Origin of the sequence: Sulfitobacter sp. 1A13421 (assembly GCF_043557285.1) — a bacterium.
GTDB lineage: Bacteria > Pseudomonadota > Alphaproteobacteria > Rhodobacterales > Rhodobacteraceae > Sulfitobacter > Sulfitobacter faviae.
The window spans coordinates 640,376-657,830 of sequence record NZ_JBIFFQ010000001.1; the positions used below are offsets into that span (position 1 = coordinate 640,376).

General features: G+C 62.8%; 16 protein-coding genes. 8 read left to right on the plus strand and 8 right to left on the minus strand.

Going from position 1 to position 17,455, the window contains the following annotated elements; genetic code table 11:
- Position 1 precedes the first annotated feature (1 nt).
- Positions 2-2,518 carry a PAS domain-containing protein gene (locus ACGYLI_RS03195; RefSeq protein ID WP_394417011.1) on the minus strand — a complete coding sequence of 839 codons (2,517 nt, stop codon included), beginning with the start codon at positions 2,516-2,518 and terminating at the stop codon, positions 2-4.
- Positions 2,519-2,804: 286 nt separating this feature from the next.
- Between ACGYLI_RS03195 and ACGYLI_RS03200 the strand changes: the two genes are divergently transcribed.
- A complete protein-coding gene (locus ACGYLI_RS03200; RefSeq protein WP_394417012.1) occupies positions 2,805-3,029 on the plus strand; it encodes a hypothetical protein in 225 nt (74 codons plus the stop codon).
- Positions 3,030-3,042: 13 nt separating this feature from the next.
- Here ACGYLI_RS03200 and ACGYLI_RS03205 read toward each other — a convergent pair whose 3' ends face one another.
- Positions 3,043-3,648, minus strand: a complete 606-nt coding sequence (locus tag ACGYLI_RS03205; RefSeq protein ID WP_067265514.1) for a helix-turn-helix transcriptional regulator — start codon at positions 3,646-3,648, stop codon at positions 3,043-3,045.
- A 233-nt stretch (positions 3,649-3,881) separates the two neighbouring features.
- Here ACGYLI_RS03205 and ACGYLI_RS03210 point away from each other — a divergent pair, with 233 nt between their 5' ends.
- On the plus strand, positions 3,882-4,745 hold the full coding sequence (locus ACGYLI_RS03210; RefSeq protein WP_394417014.1) for an alpha/beta fold hydrolase: 864 nt from the start codon (positions 3,882-3,884) through the stop codon (positions 4,743-4,745).
- Between the two features lie 162 nt (positions 4,746-4,907).
- Entirely contained in the window at positions 4,908-6,980 is a 2,073-nt protein-coding gene (locus ACGYLI_RS03215) for an ATP-binding protein (protein WP_394417016.1), read from the plus strand.
- A 31-nt stretch (positions 6,981-7,011) separates the two neighbouring features.
- Here the strand turns inward: ACGYLI_RS03215 and ACGYLI_RS03220 are convergent, their stop codons facing one another.
- Positions 7,012-7,866, minus strand: a complete 855-nt coding sequence (locus tag ACGYLI_RS03220) for a fumarylacetoacetate hydrolase family protein (RefSeq protein WP_394417018.1) — start codon at positions 7,864-7,866, stop codon at positions 7,012-7,014.
- 249 nt (positions 7,867-8,115) lie between these two features.
- On the opposite strand from ACGYLI_RS03220, the gene ACGYLI_RS03225 reads away from it, so the two are divergent.
- Positions 8,116-9,705, plus strand: a complete 1,590-nt coding sequence (locus ACGYLI_RS03225; protein ID WP_394417020.1) for an ATP-binding protein — start codon at positions 8,116-8,118, stop codon at positions 9,703-9,705.
- 25 nt (positions 9,706-9,730) lie between these two features.
- Here ACGYLI_RS03225 and ACGYLI_RS03230 read toward each other — a convergent pair whose 3' ends face one another.
- The 3 genes from ACGYLI_RS03230 to ACGYLI_RS03240 form a co-directional block, all read right to left on the minus strand.
- Positions 9,731-10,870 (minus strand): aminotransferase class V-fold PLP-dependent enzyme, encoded by a 1,140-nt coding sequence (locus ACGYLI_RS03230; protein ID WP_394417022.1) that lies wholly within the window; start codon positions 10,868-10,870, stop codon positions 9,731-9,733.
- 73 nt (positions 10,871-10,943) lie between these two features.
- The gene (locus tag ACGYLI_RS03235) at positions 10,944-11,615 is read right to left on the minus strand and encodes an amino acid ABC transporter permease (protein WP_067265504.1); all 672 of its coding nucleotides are present in this window, start codon (positions 11,613-11,615) and stop codon (positions 10,944-10,946) included.
- 80 nt (positions 11,616-11,695) lie between these two features.
- The gene (locus ACGYLI_RS03240) at positions 11,696-12,505 is read right to left on the minus strand and encodes an ABC transporter substrate-binding protein (RefSeq protein ID WP_394417024.1); all 810 of its coding nucleotides are present in this window, start codon (positions 12,503-12,505) and stop codon (positions 11,696-11,698) included.
- 198 nt (positions 12,506-12,703) lie between these two features.
- Here ACGYLI_RS03240 and ACGYLI_RS03245 point away from each other — a divergent pair, with 198 nt between their 5' ends.
- The gene (locus ACGYLI_RS03245) at positions 12,704-13,336 is read left to right on the plus strand and encodes a GntR family transcriptional regulator (RefSeq protein ID WP_276155682.1); all 633 of its coding nucleotides are present in this window, start codon (positions 12,704-12,706) and stop codon (positions 13,334-13,336) included.
- Here the strand turns inward: ACGYLI_RS03245 and ACGYLI_RS03250 are convergent.
- On the minus strand, positions 13,333-14,208 hold the full coding sequence (locus ACGYLI_RS03250) for a LysR substrate-binding domain-containing protein (RefSeq protein ID WP_394417142.1): 876 nt from the start codon (positions 14,206-14,208) through the stop codon (positions 13,333-13,335). The two genes, ACGYLI_RS03245 and ACGYLI_RS03250, sit on opposite strands and share 4 nt — an antisense overlap.
- Before the next feature lie 130 nt (positions 14,209-14,338).
- Between ACGYLI_RS03250 and ACGYLI_RS03255 the strand changes: the two genes are divergently transcribed.
- The 3 genes from ACGYLI_RS03255 (at position 14,339) to htpX (ending at position 16,371) form a co-directional block, all read left to right on the plus strand.
- The gene (locus ACGYLI_RS03255) at positions 14,339-15,043 is read left to right on the plus strand and encodes an SDR family oxidoreductase (protein ID WP_394417026.1); all 705 of its coding nucleotides are present in this window, start codon (positions 14,339-14,341) and stop codon (positions 15,041-15,043) included.
- Entirely contained in the window at positions 15,033-15,281 is a 249-nt protein-coding gene (locus ACGYLI_RS03260) for a DUF6552 family protein (protein ID WP_394417028.1), read from the plus strand. Before ACGYLI_RS03255 ends, ACGYLI_RS03260 begins: the two co-directional genes overlap by 11 nt.
- 166 nt (positions 15,282-15,447) lie before the next feature.
- Positions 15,448-16,371: a zinc metalloprotease HtpX gene (htpX, locus tag ACGYLI_RS03265; RefSeq protein ID WP_394417030.1), complete on the plus strand. Its 924-nt coding sequence runs from the start codon at positions 15,448-15,450 to the stop codon at positions 16,369-16,371.
- Between the two features lie 7 nt (positions 16,372-16,378).
- Here htpX and ACGYLI_RS03270 read toward each other — a convergent pair whose 3' ends face one another.
- Positions 16,379-17,422 carry a siderophore-interacting protein gene (locus ACGYLI_RS03270; RefSeq protein WP_394417032.1) on the minus strand — a complete coding sequence of 348 codons (1,044 nt, stop codon included), beginning with the start codon at positions 17,420-17,422 and terminating at the stop codon, positions 16,379-16,381.
- Positions 17,423-17,455 lie beyond the last annotated feature (33 nt).

A 17,455-nucleotide genomic window follows, 5' to 3' on the forward strand; every position in this document is an offset into this window, starting at 1 on the left:
TCTACTTTTGCACCTCCAACGGCAGACGCACGGTCAGGCAGGCGCCTTCGGCATCGGATTTCGTCACAGCGATCGTTCCGCCATGGGACAGAACGATCGTTTCGCAAATCGCCAGCCCCACGCCAAGCCCCTTGTCCTTGGTCGAGCGGAAGGCGCTGAAAGCGGTCTGCGCGGGCATGTCCGGGGCAAAGCCGCGCCCCGCATCGGCCACGTCGATCACGATCTCCCCGGCTTCGCAGCGCGCGGTGACCGACACTTCGGCATCCGCACGCTCCGCCTCCCGACAGGCGTCGATGCCGTTCTTGATGAGGTTAATCAACAGCTGCTCGATCTCGATCCGGGCGCAATGCAGGGCGACTTCGCCACATTGATCGTTGATGGCCACGGTGACCCCGGTGGCCGAGCTTTCGGGCTGGATCAGCAGTTGCACCGAGCGGAGGATCTCGTCAAAGCGGACCGCATTGCGGTCGGCATCGTCGCTATGCAGATAGTTCGACATGGAGCGCAGGATGGCGCTGGCCCGTTCAGATTGGCTTTGCATATTGTTGAGCACGGCGATCATATCCTCTCTCTCAAGCTGGTCGTTCTTGGCACGCAGCACGCAGCCTGCGGCAAAATTGTGAATAGCGGCTAAAGGCTGGTTCAATTCATGGGCGATGGCGGCGGTCATCTGGCCCAGCGTTTCGCGCCGGTTGAGCAGTTGCAGCGCCGTTTCATGCCGGTGCAGCCGCTCTTCGCGCTCGACCTTTTCGCTGATGTCGGAAGCGATGGTCAAAAGCCCGCCCGCGGCCACGGGGTAATCCGTCACTTCTAGCCAACGGCCCGTCGATGTCCGCGCGCGAAAGAACTTGGCCGGGGCGTTGCGCCGGTCGCGCCGCTGCGCGCTCCAGCGGAACTTGCCTTCGGTGGTCGTCGCCAATTTGCCGGTCTGGGTGAAATGGGCGAGCAGTTCATCGAAATGTTTCCCGATGATATCGCCCTCCATCCCGGCATAGGTCGCGCGATATTCCTCGTTGCAATAGACCAGACGGTCGCTGCTGTCGAAGAGCGCCACCATGGTCGAGATATTCTCGAAAGCCAGCGCCAGAGCCTCCAATGCGCTTTTGCGCTCGGTCTCGGCGGTGGCGATTTCGGTCATATCGAAACAGGTGCCGCGATAGCCTGCCAGTTCCGCTTGGGCATCGAAGAAAGATTTGCCTGACATGTCGATCTGCCGCGCCCGCCCCTTGCCCAAGGGCAGGACCAACCGCAGATCGCGAAAGGCTTCTCGCGCGGCGAAGCGTTGTTTTAGCAGCTCGTAATCCCCTTGGTCTTTCGCCACATCGGCTTCGGCAAGGGTTTTGCCCAGATCGAAGATCGGGGTTTCGCTGTCGGTCTGACGGCCCCCGCCTGACAGAAAGGTGAAACGCCCTTCGGCGTCCATCTCCCAGACCCAATCGGTCGCGCTTTCGGTGAAGTCGCGAAAGCGGGTTTCGCTTTCCACCAGTTCGGTCAGCACGTTTTGCTGATCCGTCACATCTTGAATCGCGGCCAGCAGATGCACATGACGGCCCCGGTCCAAACGGCGGATGCAGGCCCGCGCTTCGATCTGGCGTCCGCTGGCGGCAAGGAACTTGACGTTCTCCACCACATCGCGCGGACGGCTGCCTGCCATATGCAGGTTGTTGCGGATCGTGGCGCGGCTGCGCGGCTCCACGAAACTCTGCCCCTGCTGCCACATCTCGCGCAGGTCTTGCGCGTCGCTGCCCAAAAGCGCTTCCACCTCGGGCGAAGCATCGACCAGCGCGCCCTGCTGATCCCACTCCAGATAGCCGATACCCGCCACCTCTGCCGCAAGCGCATGTTTCGCCGCGCTGACCTCTGCCTCATGCACCGCGTCCTGCACGGCGGAGCGGTCCATGATCATGACCAAAACCCCCACCACCTGCCCCCGGTCGGACAGCGGCTGATAGACCGCCGCCCCTTGGGTGCGGTCCAGCACGGGGCGCGAGAAATCGAAATGCCATGTGACCTGCCGCCCGGCCAAGGCCTTTTCAAGGTTGTCCGAAATCTCGTCCAGCAGGTCCGGTGGGACGATCTGCGACAGGTGTTTGCCCACGATCTCATCCGCTGGCCTGCCGAAGGACGCGCTATAGGCGTCATTGACGAAAGCATAGGTCATATCGGGCGTGAGAAAGGCCGCCTGCACCGGCAAATGGTCGAGGAAGTCGGGCAATCTGCGCCGTGTCTCATCGGTGTTGGCGGTGTTTTGCAGCTTGCGCCGGTTGCGCATCACGCGCCAGACCTGCGCCACCAGCACCGCAAGCGCCGCCACCGCAAAGACCAGTTCGATCGGGTCGCCATAGGCGCCGCCGCGCGGGGCCGATGCCAATACTACGGCGACATAAAGCGCCAAGACCGCAACCGCGCCCCCTACGGCGAAGCGGTTGATCGCATCGCCGATCTGCTTGGCGATCATCACGCCGGACAAGACGATCCCGCACAGCGCAATCAATGTAAACGCCGCGACCAAGCTCATGCGCACCTCTACTTTCCCTCAAAAGGTCGGCTTTTTCGGCTCCCCTGTCTATTGGGGGAAACCCTGACAAGGGCCGATTAAACCGCCTCGCAAAACGGGTATACGACGGCGCGCCATAAATTCGTGAAAATATCTGCCCCAATTTCAGCAGCTTATTCCCGACTATAGGGGATAACCCTGACCCGGCTGGGGCTTTGCCCAATTGGCGGCGCAATTTCAGGCCGGTAGCTTGTGCTCACCCCACGGAATTGGCCGTGTGATACATGGTCAAAACGCGGATTTTGCAGTGACAGATAGTGAAACCCCACCCTCGAAGCCCTCTGACGCAAAGGCAGAAAGCAAGACGCCCACGCAGGCCGATCTGATGGAGATCCGCAGCCTCTACGCTCGGGCCGACGCGATGGCCGAAGCCGCTGAGAAAGCGGGCAAATCCGACGGTGAAGCGCAGCCTGCCGCGGCCCCGCCCCCACAGAGCGCCGAACAGGGTGATGAATGGAATGACGCGGGCTAAGCGCCGAGACCGCTCACTTCGTACTGTTGGACACCACATGGTCACTGTCGATCCCGCCCAACGAATGAAACAGGCCCGACGTATTGCTGACCCCGAATTTCTTGAGCAATTTCGCGCGATAGACCTCTACCGTCCGGTGCGAGATATCGAGGTTGAGCGCGATTTGCTTGCTGGTCAGCCCCTCTGCCAGATGGCTCAGGATCTCGCGCTCGCGCCGGGTCAGCGGCAGATAGGGCCGTTCGGCAGAAAGGTCCGCAAAGCTCCAGACCGCACGGTCGAGCGGGCGTTCGGGGGTGAAGGAATGGCCGCGCACCCGGCACCAGAACAGGCTGCCGTCGCGCCGTGCCATGATACGCTCGTCCCAATAGGTATTGGTCTTGCGCAGCTGGTCCACGCCGCGGTCGCGGATGTTTACGAACTCTTCATCCGAGGGGTAGAGAATGGCGAAAAGCTGGTCGCGCAGATCGCCGCGCGCATAGCCGAACATGGCCGCGAAGGCGTTGTTGCAGTCGCGGATGCAGCGGTTCTCGGTCACCACAAGCCCGACGGGCGCATGAACAAAGGCAAGCTCTTCAAAGCGCCCCTGCGCAAAGCAATCGTCGGTACGTATTTCCACCATCTTGCTCCGTCTAACTCTATTTCCGATGCTGAAACCGCAAGCTAGTCGACGGGAGGAGGCGGCGCAACACGGCGCTGGCCCGTGCAGGGAGGACGCGATGCTAACACGCAAGCGCATGGCGGACGCGCCATGATCGCGCGGGCCGCGGTCGCGCGGGTACGGCTGGCAGGGGGCAAGGGCGCGGGTGGCATCACCCGCGCTATGCCCATGGTGATCTGGAAAGGCACGCGCCAATGACCGCCCCCCAGTTCCACTTTGTCCCCGTAATGGGCCATGAGGTGCATGTCGCCGAATGGGGTGATCGCCAGAAGCCTGCAGTGCTAATGCTGCACGGTCTGGCCCGCACAGGGCGCGATTTCGATGAGGCCGCCGCTGCCCTGTCGCGGGATTTCCATGTGCTCTGTCCCGATATGATCGGGCGCGGAAGGTCGAGTTGGGCGCGAGACCCTGAGGTGGAATATTCCGTTAAACACTACGCGCAGATCGCGACGGGGCTTTTGGATCACTTCCAGATCGACCGCGCCGCGTGGTTCGGCACCTCTCTGGGCGGCATGATCGGGATGCATGTGGCCTCTAGCCTCGAGGCGCAGCGGGTCAGCGCCTTGGTGGTGAACGACATCAGCCCCGAACTGCCCGAGGCCGCGGTGCAGCGGATCCTTTCCTATGTGGGCAGCCTGCCCGCCTTCGACAGTTTCGCGGAAGGAGAAGCCTGGCTGCGCCAGACCTACGCGCCCTTCGGCCCGGCGGCAGATGCCTATTGGCAGCGCATGGCGCGGTCTTCACTGCGGCGCCGTGGGGATGGACGGCTGACCCTGCATTATGATCCGCGCATCACCGTGCAATTCACCGCCTCGGCGCATGAGTTGACGACATGGGACCGTTGGTCACGGACCCGCACGCCCACCCATCTGCTGCGCGGCGCGCAGTCGGACCTGCTGCAACCCAAGGCCGCACAGCGCATGACACAAAGCGGCCCCCGGCCCGACATGACCGAATTCCCCGGCTGCGGCCATGCCCCCAGCATGTCCAACCCCCAAGACATTGCCCTACTACGTCGCGTTCTGGTTGAATTGTTGGGACAATCCGCGCCCTCATAGGCGCGATTTATGCAAAATTGACGCTACCGCCCCGGCATTTGCATGCATCCGGGTATTTTTCTTGCGTCAACAAAGAACTGTGCGGTCTAATGCCCCCGGGGCGTATCCGGCCCTCAGAAGGCCGGAGCGTGGAGGACAGGGACCACTTTGGGCAAAGCCGGCATGGAAAAGATCAGAAATGCGCTGTCTCAGCGTGCGAAACGGATTGTCGTGCTGGTCGCGCTCTGCGCCGTTGTCCTTGGCTTTGGCCATCGGATCGAGACGCTGTCCTATCAGACCTACATGCAGGATCTGGAGCTCGACACCACCTTGGAGCTGATCGAAGTCCGCGAACGGATCCGCGCGGATATCTTCGAGCAGATCCTGAAACTGCGCGAATTGGCCACCGTCATCAGCGAGAACCCGACGATCACCCAATCCGAATTCAGCGCCCGCGCGGCAGAGTTCATGGCCGAGAATCCGGATGTCATCAACCTCGCCGTCGCCCCCGACCTCGTTGTCACCATCGTCCACCCCTATGAGGCCAATCGCGGCGTGCTGGGGCTGGACTACCGCCAGAACGCGGCGCAATTGCCGAAAGTCGAACAGGCTTTGCAAAGCGGTGAGGGGCTGGTCACCGGCCCGGTCGATCTGGTGCAGGGCGGGCGCGGGTTGATCCTGCGACATCCGATCTTTGATTCAACCGGCACCAATGCCGCGCCGGACACGCCTTGGGGCATCCTCTCGATGGTGGTCGATTACGACGCCCTCGTCACCCGGTTGCAAATCCCCGAACTGACCGAAAAATACGATCTGGCCATCCGCGAGTTGACGCCAGAGGGAGAGGTCGAACAGACCATCATCGGTGACCCCGAACTGACCTTGGTCGACCCGATCAAGCTCGACTTCAGCTTTGCCTTTGGCACTTGGCAGCTGGCCGCCACGGTCAAAGGCGGCTGGCCAGAGCACCGCCCGGACTTCTGGCTGAACTGGCTTTTGCGTCTGCAAGGCGCGCTCGGCATTACGATTTTTGCGTGGTACATCATGCGTCTGGCCGACAACCGCAAACTTGCCGAAGAACGGCTGCGCACCGGTGTCGAAGCCTTGGACCACGGTTTCGTCATGTATGACGCCAAGGGTACCTTGGTGCTTTGCAACGAAAAATACCGCGAGATTCATGGCTATAGCGACGTGGTGAAGCCCGGCTCGACCTATGAACAGATCGTGCGGGACAGCATTCGCCGCGGCATGGTCCCCGATGCCATCGGCAAGGAAGAGGAATGGATCCGCATCTGGCTGGAAAAACGAGAGAACGGCGCCTTCGAGACCGAGCAGCGCATGCCCGATGGCCGCATCATCCGCACGTCGGACCGGCGGATGAAGGACGGCAGCGTCGTGGGCCTACGGATCGACGTGACCGACCTGAAGAAGGCGCTTTTGACCGCCGAGGACGCGAACAAGGCCAAGACCGATTTCATGGGCGTGCTGAGCCATGAGTTGCGCACGCCGCTGACCGTCATTCTGGGCCATGTCCGCCTTGCGCGGCATTTCGACCGGACCCCGGCGGCGCGTGACCTATGCAACGCCATCGAGGCTGATCCCCAGACCCGCGAAACGCTCTCTCCCAAGCTTTCGGCGACGATGGCCAAACTGGGCGACATCATGCAAACGGTCGAGCGGTCGGGCAATCACCTGCTGACCCTGATCAACGAGGTGCTCGACTTTGCCAAGATCGACGCGGGCAGCCTGTCCATCGCGATGGAGCCGGTGCAGATCGACGATATCGTCACCCCGACCGCAGATCAGCTGCGCCCGATGGTCGAAGACAAAGGGCTAGAATTGAAGGTGAAATCGGCCAGCGGCGTGATGCTGGCGGATGGCAAACGCATTCAGCAAGTGTTGATCAACCTGCTAAGCAATGCGACGAAATTCTCCGACGAAGGGACCATTTCGCTGACCTGCCGCATCCGGGGGGAGGTGGTGGAATTCCGCGTGACGGATTCCGGCATCGGCATCCCCGAAGATGAACTGGAGCGCGTTTTCGAACCCTTCCATCAGGTCGATTCCACCGCCACCCGGCGCTTTGGCGGCACCGGGCTGGGCCTTGCCATTTCGCGCGACATCGCCACCGCCCATGGCGGCAGCCTTGTCGCCACCAGCATCATGGGCAAGGGCAGTAGCTTTTTGCTGACCCTGCCCCTGCGCCCTGCCATTGCCCTCGCCGCCGCCGAAGCGCGGGAGGCCGAGGTGGCCTGAGCGCCGTACCTCGGCTCTTCAACACCGCGGCTCACCGCGCGAGCAGGTGCTCCACCACTTGCTCCTGCTCGCCCAGCCCTTGCACGCCCAGCCGAACCCGGTCGCCGGGGCTGAGATAGCGCTGCGGTTTCAGCCCCATGCCCACGCCCGGCGGGGTGCCCGTGCAGATCAGGTCGCCCGGCTCCAACTGGATGAATTCGGACATGTAGGAGACAATCGTCGCCACATCGAAGATCATCTTTTCGGTAGAACCATCTTGCAGCCGTTCGCCATTGACCTCGGTCCAAAGCGACAGCTTGCCCGGATCGCCCAACTCATCCCCTGTCACGAGCACTGGCCCTGTCGGGCAAAAGTTGGGAAAGCTCTTGCCCTTGACCCATTGCCCGCCCCGCTCGGCCTGCCACGCGCGTTCTGACACGTCGTTGACGACGCAATAGCCCAGCACATGATCCAGCGCCCGATCGCGGCTGACGTTCAAGGTGGTACGCCCGATCACCACGCCCAACTCGACCTCCCAATCAAGTTTGCTCATCTGCTTGGAATAGAGAAGCGGATCGTTCGGCCCGCAATAGGTGCGGCTGGCCTTGTTGAACAGGATCGGCTCGCGCGGGACCTCCATGCCCGACTCCGCCGCATGGTCGGAATAGTTCAACCCGACGCCCCAGATGTTGCGCGGCTGGCTTACCGGCGCGGCGATGCGTTGGCCTTGGGTCTGGGCCAGCGGCAGCCCCTCCATATCGACACCGTCCAGCACCTCGCGCAAAGTCGGGATCGTCTCGGGCGTGAAGTCCGGCACAAGGCTGCTGACATCGCGCGCCTGCCCTGCCGCATCCAGCACCACCGGCGTTTTCGCGCCGTCCCGCGCCCCGTATCGCATCAATTGCATGGTCAAATCTCCCCTCTTCGCAACCCTCGTTGGCCGTACCATAGCTGCTCGATTTACGATGACCACCGCTTTGCAAAGTGGCGCACGCCGTCTCTGCCAATCGGCATCCGTCTGCTTACCTGGGTGAAAAGTCTTGTTCTTGCCCCAATTTAGCCGTTGCGGCATTGGCAGCGGTGCCCGAGGGGGATACCTTGGGTGAACATCTGCCCACGCGCCAAGACAGATGCAAAGATCACGACAGAGGCAAATATGAACGACTTTTACAACGCTCTGGCGGATTTCGACGATCCGCTGCGGCAACTCTATATGCTTGCTGTCGAACCTGACCTCTCTGTCGAAGACAAGATCGCCAAGCTTTTGCAACTGGGCACAGAGGCGCTCGACCTCGAACTTGGCATCGTCTCCCGCGTGGATCACCCGGTCTATGAATGCGTCTATGTTCATGGGCCCGATTGGGCACCCGCCCCGGGCAGCACCTTCGACATCAATGGCACCTATTGCCTGCATACGCTTGGCAACGACGATGTGACTGCTTTTCACCACGCGGGCCAGCAAGAGATTTCGGCCCACCCCTGCTACGAGAACTTTGGGCTGGAAAGCTACATTGGGGCACCGCTGAAAATCGGCGATGCGCTCTTTGGGACGTTGAACTTTTCCGGTACCGCCCCGCGCCCCGCCCCGTTCAGCAAGGCGCAGACCCAATTCGTTCAATTCCTCGCCCGCTGGCTGAGCAGCGAGCTCTCGCGGCAATCCGAGCGCCGCGCGCTGCGCGAACAGCGCGGGCTGCTCAAGGCGATGGTAGATGCCGTGCCCGAGGCCATCATCATGGCCGACCCCAACCGCCGCGTGGCCATGGTGAACCCGGCGGTAGAAACACTGTTCGGCTATGCCCCCGACGCGCTTTTGGGGCGGCAAACGGCGGTTCTTTACGAGACCCTCGGCAGCTATGAACGTGTCGGCGAAGAGCTGTCAAATGCCGGCACCACCAGCAAAGAGAGCGGATTCTCCGTCGCCTGTCGCCGCGCCGATGGCACGACCTTCGAAGGCCAGGTCGCCACCGCCAAGGTCGAGACCGACAGGGGCGAGCATCTGGGCTATCTTGGCGTGGTGCGCGACGTCAGCGAACAGCGCGAGTTTGAACGCGCCAAGGACCAGCTGATTGCCACCGTCAGCCATGAAATGAAGACCCCGCTGACCGCGCTGACCGGGGCGCTGCGCCTGCTTGAGTTAAACCCGGACGATCTGCCGCCGCAAAAGCGCAAACTGTTGGAGCTTGCGATGCGCAACGCGCGGGCGATCGATCAGATGGTGGGGGATATTCTGGATGTCGAAACCCTGCGCAGGCCGGATCAATCGGGGTTCTCCGAACGCGCCTTGGCACCGCTCTTGGTCCAAGCCTCAGAGACCTTGGTCTCATACGCGAAAGAGCGCGGCGTCGGCCTGGAAATGACCCCCTCCGAGGCCCCCGCACCGCTGTTGCGGCTGCACGAAGGGCGGCTTACGCGGCTGTTGTCAAACCTGCTGTCCAACGCGATCAAAGCCTCGGACGAAGGCGGCACGGTTCAGCTTGGTCTTTCGGAAGATGGCACCGGTTTCTGGGTCAAAGACCACGGCAGCGGCCTGCCTTTGGAACTGCAACCGGTTCTTTTCGAACGGTTTTCCCGCGGCTCCAGCTACCGGGTCAAAGAGGGGCATGGGCTGGGCATGAGCATCGTCAAAGCTATTGTCGACCAGCACCTTGGGGAAATCCGCTTTGAAACCGCCGAGGGCGAAGGCACGACCTTTTTCGTAGACTTCCCGCCGCTCGAAGGGCGGCCGGATGCGATGGCCGCCTCCTGACGGCACATCGCGGCCCCGGCGAGCGTCAGGTCAGAAAAGCCCGAAGCGCGTGCAGCGTGCGGTCAATCCCGGCGGCGGTGGTCAGCACCCCCGGCGACATGCGCAGGGTCTGGCTGCGGTTGTCGACGTAAATCTCCAACGCGGCCAACTGCGCCACCACATCCGCCGCATCAATGTGATCGGGCAGAACCACCATAAGACTGCCGCCCCGCTGATCCGGGTCCGCCGGGCTGGCAAGGGTCAGGCCCATCCCCTCAAGCCCCGCCTGTAGCTGCGCGGTCAGCTTGCGGTTATGCGCCGCCAAGACTTCGGTGTTTTGCCCCATGCGCCATTTCATCGCCGGCAGGCTGGCCACCGCAGGAACGGTCGAGGGCGTGCCACTGTCGAGCCGCCGAATGTCAGGCGCGAATTCGAAAGCGTCCAGATCCCATGAGAACGGATTGCCTTGCGAGAACCAGCCGCGCATCTCGGGCTGGCACTGCGGGATCAAATCGGCATCCATATAGACGATCCCCGCCCCCGGCGTGCCGCACATCCATTTGAGGCTGGTCGACAGGGCGAAATCGACGCGCGGCGCGGTCACGTCATAGGGCAGCAGCCCCACGGCCTGCGTCATATCCACCCCGATGAGCGACCCCATCTTGCGGCCATGCGCCACCAATTGCGGGATGTCCAACCGGTGCGAGGTCGTCGAGCTGACCCAAGTCAGCAGGGCCAGCGCCACCTCCTCGTCCCAATGGGCGATGATGTCTTCGGCCTCGACCCAGTGCCCCCCTTGCCGGATCGGCACAGTGTTCAACGTGAAACCAAAACGCTTCGACAGGCCGGTAAGCAGGAAGTGCAGAGAGGGGAAACCATCCTCAGCCACCAAGACCTTCTTGCCGCGCAGGGTGCCTTCGGGCAGCGCACCGATGACGGCCATCAGCCCGGTGGTGACGCTCTCTGTCGTGGTGACGGTGCCCTTCGGCGCGCCGATCAACTCGGCCCAGAGGTCAATGAACTGCTGGCGTTTGGGCAAGACATCGGCCCATTGGTCGCCGTTGGGCGCGGCCCATGCATCGGTGAAATCGGTGAGCCCGGCCAGCATATCCGCATGTTTGCCGGGGTATTGCCCGATGGAGTGATAGAGGAGATAGGCGTCGCCCGTTCCTGTTTCTGTGGACATTGTAATCTCCGTAGGGTGTTGGCCGCGCAGGCGCGCGGGACGGTAATTTTGTGGGGGACGGGGCCGCTTCGGCTCAGCGGTAGCCGCGCTTGTAATGCTGCTCTAGCCAGCCGGTGAAACGGACCATTGGCCAAAGGATCGCGATGTAGATCAGCGCGGCCAGCAGCAGCGGCGTGGGGTTGGCGAAAAGCGCCTGCGCGTCGGTGGCCTGTTTCAGCAGATCATCCATCGCCACGACCGAGGCGAGCGAGGTGTCTTTCATGATCGCCACCGCATAGGAGGCCAGCGGCGGGATCATCATCCGAAACGCCTGCGGCAGGATCACCTTGCGCATGGTGGTAAAGAAAGACAGGCCAAGCGCATCGCAGGCCTCAAACTGGCCGCGCGGCACGGCTTCGATCCCGGCGCGCACGACCTCTGCCGTATAGGCCGCCAGCACCAGCGCCAGCGCAATGGTCGCCCCCACGAATGAGGAAAAGACGATGCCCGCGAAGGGCAGCGCGTAATAGACGAGGATCAGCACCACCAGCACCGGAATGGCGCGGAAGATATCCGTATACAGAACCGCCAGCAGCCGGAACGGCTTGGCCGCATAGAGCCGCACCAGACAGACCAGCACGCCAAGGATACCGCCAAAGAAAATCGCCGAAGCGCCCAGCAGGATGGTGTTGAGCAGCCCCCGCATCAAGATCGGGAAAGCGCGGCGCATCACGTCGAGATTGAAGAAGATGTCGATGATTTCCATTGCGCAGTCCGTCAGTTTGATCGCAGGGGGCGAGCTTTAGGCCGTGGGCGGAGCAGCGCCCCGCCTGCGGCCCAAAGGTATCAGTCAGCCGAGGTGGGCACCGGCAGCGGGGTAACCGCAAGGCTGCCTTCGGCAGGGGCCACGCCGAGCCATTTCTCATAGAGCGCCGCCATGGTGCCGTCCTCTTTCATCGAAGAGATCGCATCGTTGACCGCCTCCAGATGCTCAGAGCCCTTGGGCATCATGATCGCGAATTTATCGCCCGTCGGAATCTCGACCGCGACCTGCAAGCCCTGCATCGTCGGCTGGGCAAAGGCGTAGCGCAGGCTGACGATATCATTCACCGCGGCATCGATCCGGCTACTGCGCAGATCGGTCAGCATATTGGCGGTGGTGTCATAGCTGGAATAGGATTTATAGCCGAGCTCATCCTCCCGCTCTTTCAACCAGTTCTCTGGGAAAGAGGTGGCTATGGAACCGATGCGTTTGCCCTCCAGCCCGTCGAGATCGGCAATCCCGGCGTCGGTCTTGGTCCCGACCCCCAATGCGCCCGAAAAATAGGGCTGCGTGAAAGACTGCGCCTCAAGCCGTTCATCGGTGATGGTGAGCGAGGAAATCACCGCATCGACCCGGCCCGAGGCAGTGGCCACGAAAAGCGCGCGGAAGTCGTAGCCGCTGATTTCGGTCGTCTTGCCAAGCCGGGCCGCGACCTCATTGATGATGTCGACCTCGAACCCCTCGAAGGCACCCGCTTCGTTCTTGAACTCCCACGGCGGGTTCGCCGGGTAAGAGCCGATTTTCAGCACGTCCTGCGCCATGGCAGAGACGCCCGACAGTGTCGTCAGCGCCGCGACGGTGAGGCCAACGATCAGATTATTTTTCAGATTCATGTTTTGCTCCCTGTGAACACCCCCGCGCAGCGCGGCAAGCTTTCCCCCTATTGGCTGCCAGTTTTCGTATACGAATTCAATTGAATTTTGCAAGTATGCAAACTTATACCTAGCCATAAGCATATTTCTTGCGCATGCTCGGCCCGCAATCGCATACTTTTCGGAGAGGTCGGAATGCCCCGCTCAGCCAAGCGCCACATGAAAGATCAGATTTACGACATCTTCCTCGGGCGAATTCAGCGGGGCGAGATCAGCCATGGCGACCGCTTTGTCGACACCGCCGTCGCCGAAGAGTTCAACGTCTCGCGGATGCCGGTGCGCGATGCGCTGATGCGCCTGTCGCATGAAGGCTACCTCGACAGCACGACACGGGGCTTCACCCTGCCCAACCTGTCGATGCGCCAGATTTGCGAGATTTTCGAGTTGCGCCGCCTGCTGGAACCGCGCGCCGCGGCGCTGGCCACCAATCAGCTGACCGATGAGGACATCGCCACCCTGACCCGCGCGGTGGAACAATCCGAGCGCACGTTGGAAACCGGCGATATCGAAAGCCTCTATGCCGCCTCCGAAGACATCCGCCGCACTTGGATCATGGCGGTGCCCAACATCGAGTTGCGCGACACGATCCTGCGCTACATGGCCCAAATTCAGGCCGTTCGCATGGCCACGCTGCGCGACGCCGTCGCGCATGAAACCCTCGTGGAGTTGCACCGCGACATGCTGCGCGCCTTTACCGCCCGCGATGCGGCCAAGGTGGAGCTTTTGCTGCTGCGCTACGTTCTGGCCGGAGAGGACAGTTTCCTGCGGCTGAAAGCCCGCGCGCAGGATTAACCCGCCTCGCCTTTGGCCACCGCACAGAGCCAATCGCGCACGATGATCGCCGCGCTCGACACCCCCTGCCGGGGCGAAAGCAGGTAGAAATCCAGCCCGCCTTCCATCACATGCGGCACCGGGCGCAGCAGCCGCCCCGCCTCAAGATCGCGCTGCACCAGAAAGCGGCTTGCCAGCGCCACCCCCTGGCCCGCCAAAGCAGCATCGAGGCTCAGCGTCGTTTGATTGAACCGCAGCGCGCGGGCCGGTTTGACGCTGCCGCCAAAAGCCTCTTCGGCAAAGCGCGGCCAGAGGTCATGGGTATCGTGAAGCAGGGTCATGCGCGCCAGTGTGGCGGCATCGACCGCCCCCTCCCCCGCAAGCAGCGCCGGAGAGCACACCGCCACCACCTCCTGCGTGAAAAGCAGGTTCGCCCTCAGGCTCGCCCCAAAGGGCGGCCGCGCCTGCCGCACGGCAAGGTCGATCCCATCGGCATGAAAACTCGCCACCCGCTCTGTCGCCGTGATGCGCAGATCAATGCCGGGATGGGCTTGGGTGAAATCCGAAAGCCGGGGGATCAGCCATTTGGATGCGAAGGTCGGTGTCACGCTGATCGTCACCCGCGCGGGCGCGTGGCGCAGGGCATCCGTCGCCTCCGCCAATTGTTCGAAAGCACGCGATACCGACAGATGATAGGCGCGCCCCTCGTCGGTAAAGGCCAGCCCCCGCGGCTCGCGCAGGAACAGACGCAGCCCCAGATGATCCTCCAGCCCGCGCACCTGCTGGGCAACCGCGCCTTGAGTCACGCCCAACTCATCCGCCGCGGCCCGGAAATTCAGGTGACGCCCCGCGGCGGCAAAGGCACGAAGCCCGTTCAAAGGCGGCAGGGGCATCTCATTCGGCACAATAGATTTCCTACAGTCACAGGACAAAGCATCTGGCTGGCTGCATGGGATCACAGCGCCTAAATGACACGTCATATCCCCGCAGCATAATCGCTGCCTAGTATATGGAGCATATCCGATGACAGCAGAAAAAGTAGCCCTTATCACCGCAGGCGGCAGCGGCATGGGCGCGGGCGCGGCCCGCAAACTGGCGGCAGACGGCTTTAAGGTCGGCGTCCTGTCTTCTTCCGGCAAGGGAGAGGCGCTCGGCGCCGAACTTGGCGGCTTTGGCATCACCGGCTCGAACCAATCGCCAGACGCGCTGGCGCGGCTGGTGGATGGCGCGATGGACCGTTGGGGCCGCGTCGATGTGCTGGTGAACTCCGCCGGGCATGGGCCGAAGGGCGACATTCTGGAAATGAGCGACGCAGATTGGCACGATGGGATGGACGTCTATCTGATGAACGTGATCCGCCCCACCCGTTTGGTGACGCCGATCATGGCGGCGCAGGGCGGCGGTGCGATCATCAATATCTCAACCTTCGCCACCTTCGAGCCGGACCCGCTCTTTCCCACCTCGGGCGTCTTCCGCGCCGGGCTGGCGGGTTTCGCCAAACTCTACGCCGATCAATATGCGGGCCAGAACATCCGCATGAACAACATCTTGCCCGGCTTTATCGACAGCCTGCCCGAGACTGAGGACCGGCGCGTGCGCATTCCCATGGGGCGCTACGGCACCGAGGCCGAGGTGTCATCGCTGATCGGCTGGCTCGCTTCCGAGGGCGGGGCCTATGTCACCGGGCAGAACTGGCGCATCGACGGCGGGCTTACCCGTGGCGTCTGAAGTGCTTGCGCCCGCCACGCCGCAGCGGCTGGCCTTTTTGGTCAAATGGATCGCCTCGGTGATCCAGATCCTCGGCTATGCCGCCACAGGTTTCGGCTGGACGCCGTGGAACCTCTACCTCTTCGTGGTGGGGGTTCTGGGCTGGCTGATCGTCGGGCTGCTTTGGAATGACCGGGCGATCACGCTGGTTCACCTCGTTGCCATGGGGGCGATGCTGGCGGGGATGGCCAGTCAGTAGTGGCGGAGTATCCGGGGGGGGGGCGTCGCCTGCGTGATGGCCTCTCAGCCCCCGTATCCCCGCATAACATCCGGCGGGGGGAACCGTGCCCCCCTCCCCCGCCTACCTTGCACGACGCGGAAGCTGCCCCATATCTCTTTGCAAAGGACAACCGCGAGAGACCAAGATGGGCTATGTGAAGACAGCGATGCTGATGGCGGCGATGACCGCGCTTTTCATGGGGGTCGGCTATCTGATCGGCGGATCGGGCGGCGCGCTGATCGCGCTGGTGGTGGCGGCGGGGATGAACGCCTTCACTTGGTGGAACTCCGACCGCATGGTGCTCAAGATGCACAATGCGCAGCCCGTCTCGCCGGGGGACCGCGCGGGGCTCTACGCCATGACGGCAGAGCTTGCGCGGAATGCGGGCCTGCCCGAGCCGAAGGTCTATCTGATCGACACGCCCCAGCCCAACGCCTTCGCCACCGGGCGCAATCCGGCCAATGCCGCCGTGGCGGTAACGAAAGGGCTGATGCAAAGCCTCAGCCGCGAGGAACTGGCGGGCGTCATCGCCCATGAGCTGGCGCATATCCGCAACCACGACACGGCGATCATGACCGTGACCGCGACTTTCGCCGGTGCGATTTCGATGCTGGCGAATTTCGCGCTATTCTTCGGCGGCGCGCGTGAGCGGATGGGGATGATCGGGACGTTGATGATGATGTTCCTCGCCCCCATGGCCGCGGCGCTGGTGCAGATGGCGATCAGCCGAACGCGGGAATATGCCGCCGATAAGGCCGGGGCCGAGATCTGCGGCCACCCGCTCTGGCTCGCCTCCGCGCTTGATAAGATCGCCATGGGGGCTGCGCGGATCGACAATCACGCGGCAGAGCGCAATCCGGCCACGGCGCATATGTTCATCATCAACCCGCTACACGCGCATAAACACGACAATCTTTTCGCCACGCACCCGGCGACGGAGAACCGCATCGCGGCCCTGCGTGCGATGACACCTGACGCCGCGCCAGTGCGAACACAGAGCGCCCGCCCAACCAGCAGCAGCCGCATCCCGAAAACCGGCAGACGCCGCGACGCGGGGCCGTGGCGCTAGGCCGCGCTTAGCCCCGCCGCCAGTAGGCGGTACAAATCTGGCGGGTTTTATCCATGCCGAGATGGGTTTTGAAATGCCCGCGCAATTGCTGCGCGTTCTGGAACTCTCCGGCGAAAAAGGCATAGCCCAAACCGTCATCCGTCAGCGCCTGCGCATGGCCAAGCACTTCGGCTTCGAAGGTGGCGGGCGGCAGGGCATGGACGCGCAGCTTGGTCTTGGGCAGGTAGTCGCGATACGACACGCCGGGCGGCAGGGCCGCCACCACATCGCCCACCGCATCCTCCGGCAGACGCGCCAAAAGCTGCGCCACGGCGGGCAGCCCCGTGCCATCGGCGGCGAGGAAATAGGAAGAGGCTTCGGGCAAAGCGCTGATGCCCACCGGCCCCATTGCGCCGATCCGCTGCCCCGCATGGGCGTTCTGCGCCCATTGCGAGATCAGGCCGGAGCCGTGCCGAACCACGTCGATATCGACCTCTTCGCGCTCGGGGCGGATGTTCTTGAGGGTGACATAGCGGGCGTGCAACTCATCCGCACCCTTGGGCCAAACCGGCGCCCCATTGGCGCCCATCACCGGCCAGACCGGCGTGCGGCTGGCATCGCGCGGCAGGATCAGGCGCAGATGGATGCCCTGCGGGGCAAGCTCGGCAATATCCGGGTAATGCAGGGTGACGCGCTGCATCCCTTCGAAGAGGATTTCGCTGTTCAGCACCTCCAACAAGCGGAAGTTCTGCGGCGTCTCTCCGGCCTGTTGCGCCACTCCCTGCCAGCGGATGCGATCGGCCAGCGCGGGGTCAAACTCCGCCACATGATGGACCATGCCCTCTTTCGAGAATTGCATGGCGTTTTCGCCGGGAGCTTGCAGGCTGACCTCCAGCCCACGCGGGCAAAGATCGAACTCCACCCGGTAGCCGTCTTGCTCAAACACATGACCCGTCGGCCCCTTGGCGCGAAACGCCATGCCGTGATCATCGACAAGATGCGACAGGATTTGCGACAGCATCTCCTGCGGGGCGTCCATGGGGATGGTGGTCTTGGCTTTGGCGATGGTCATCCGTGGCTCCTCCCGGTCAAAAGAAAGCGCGGC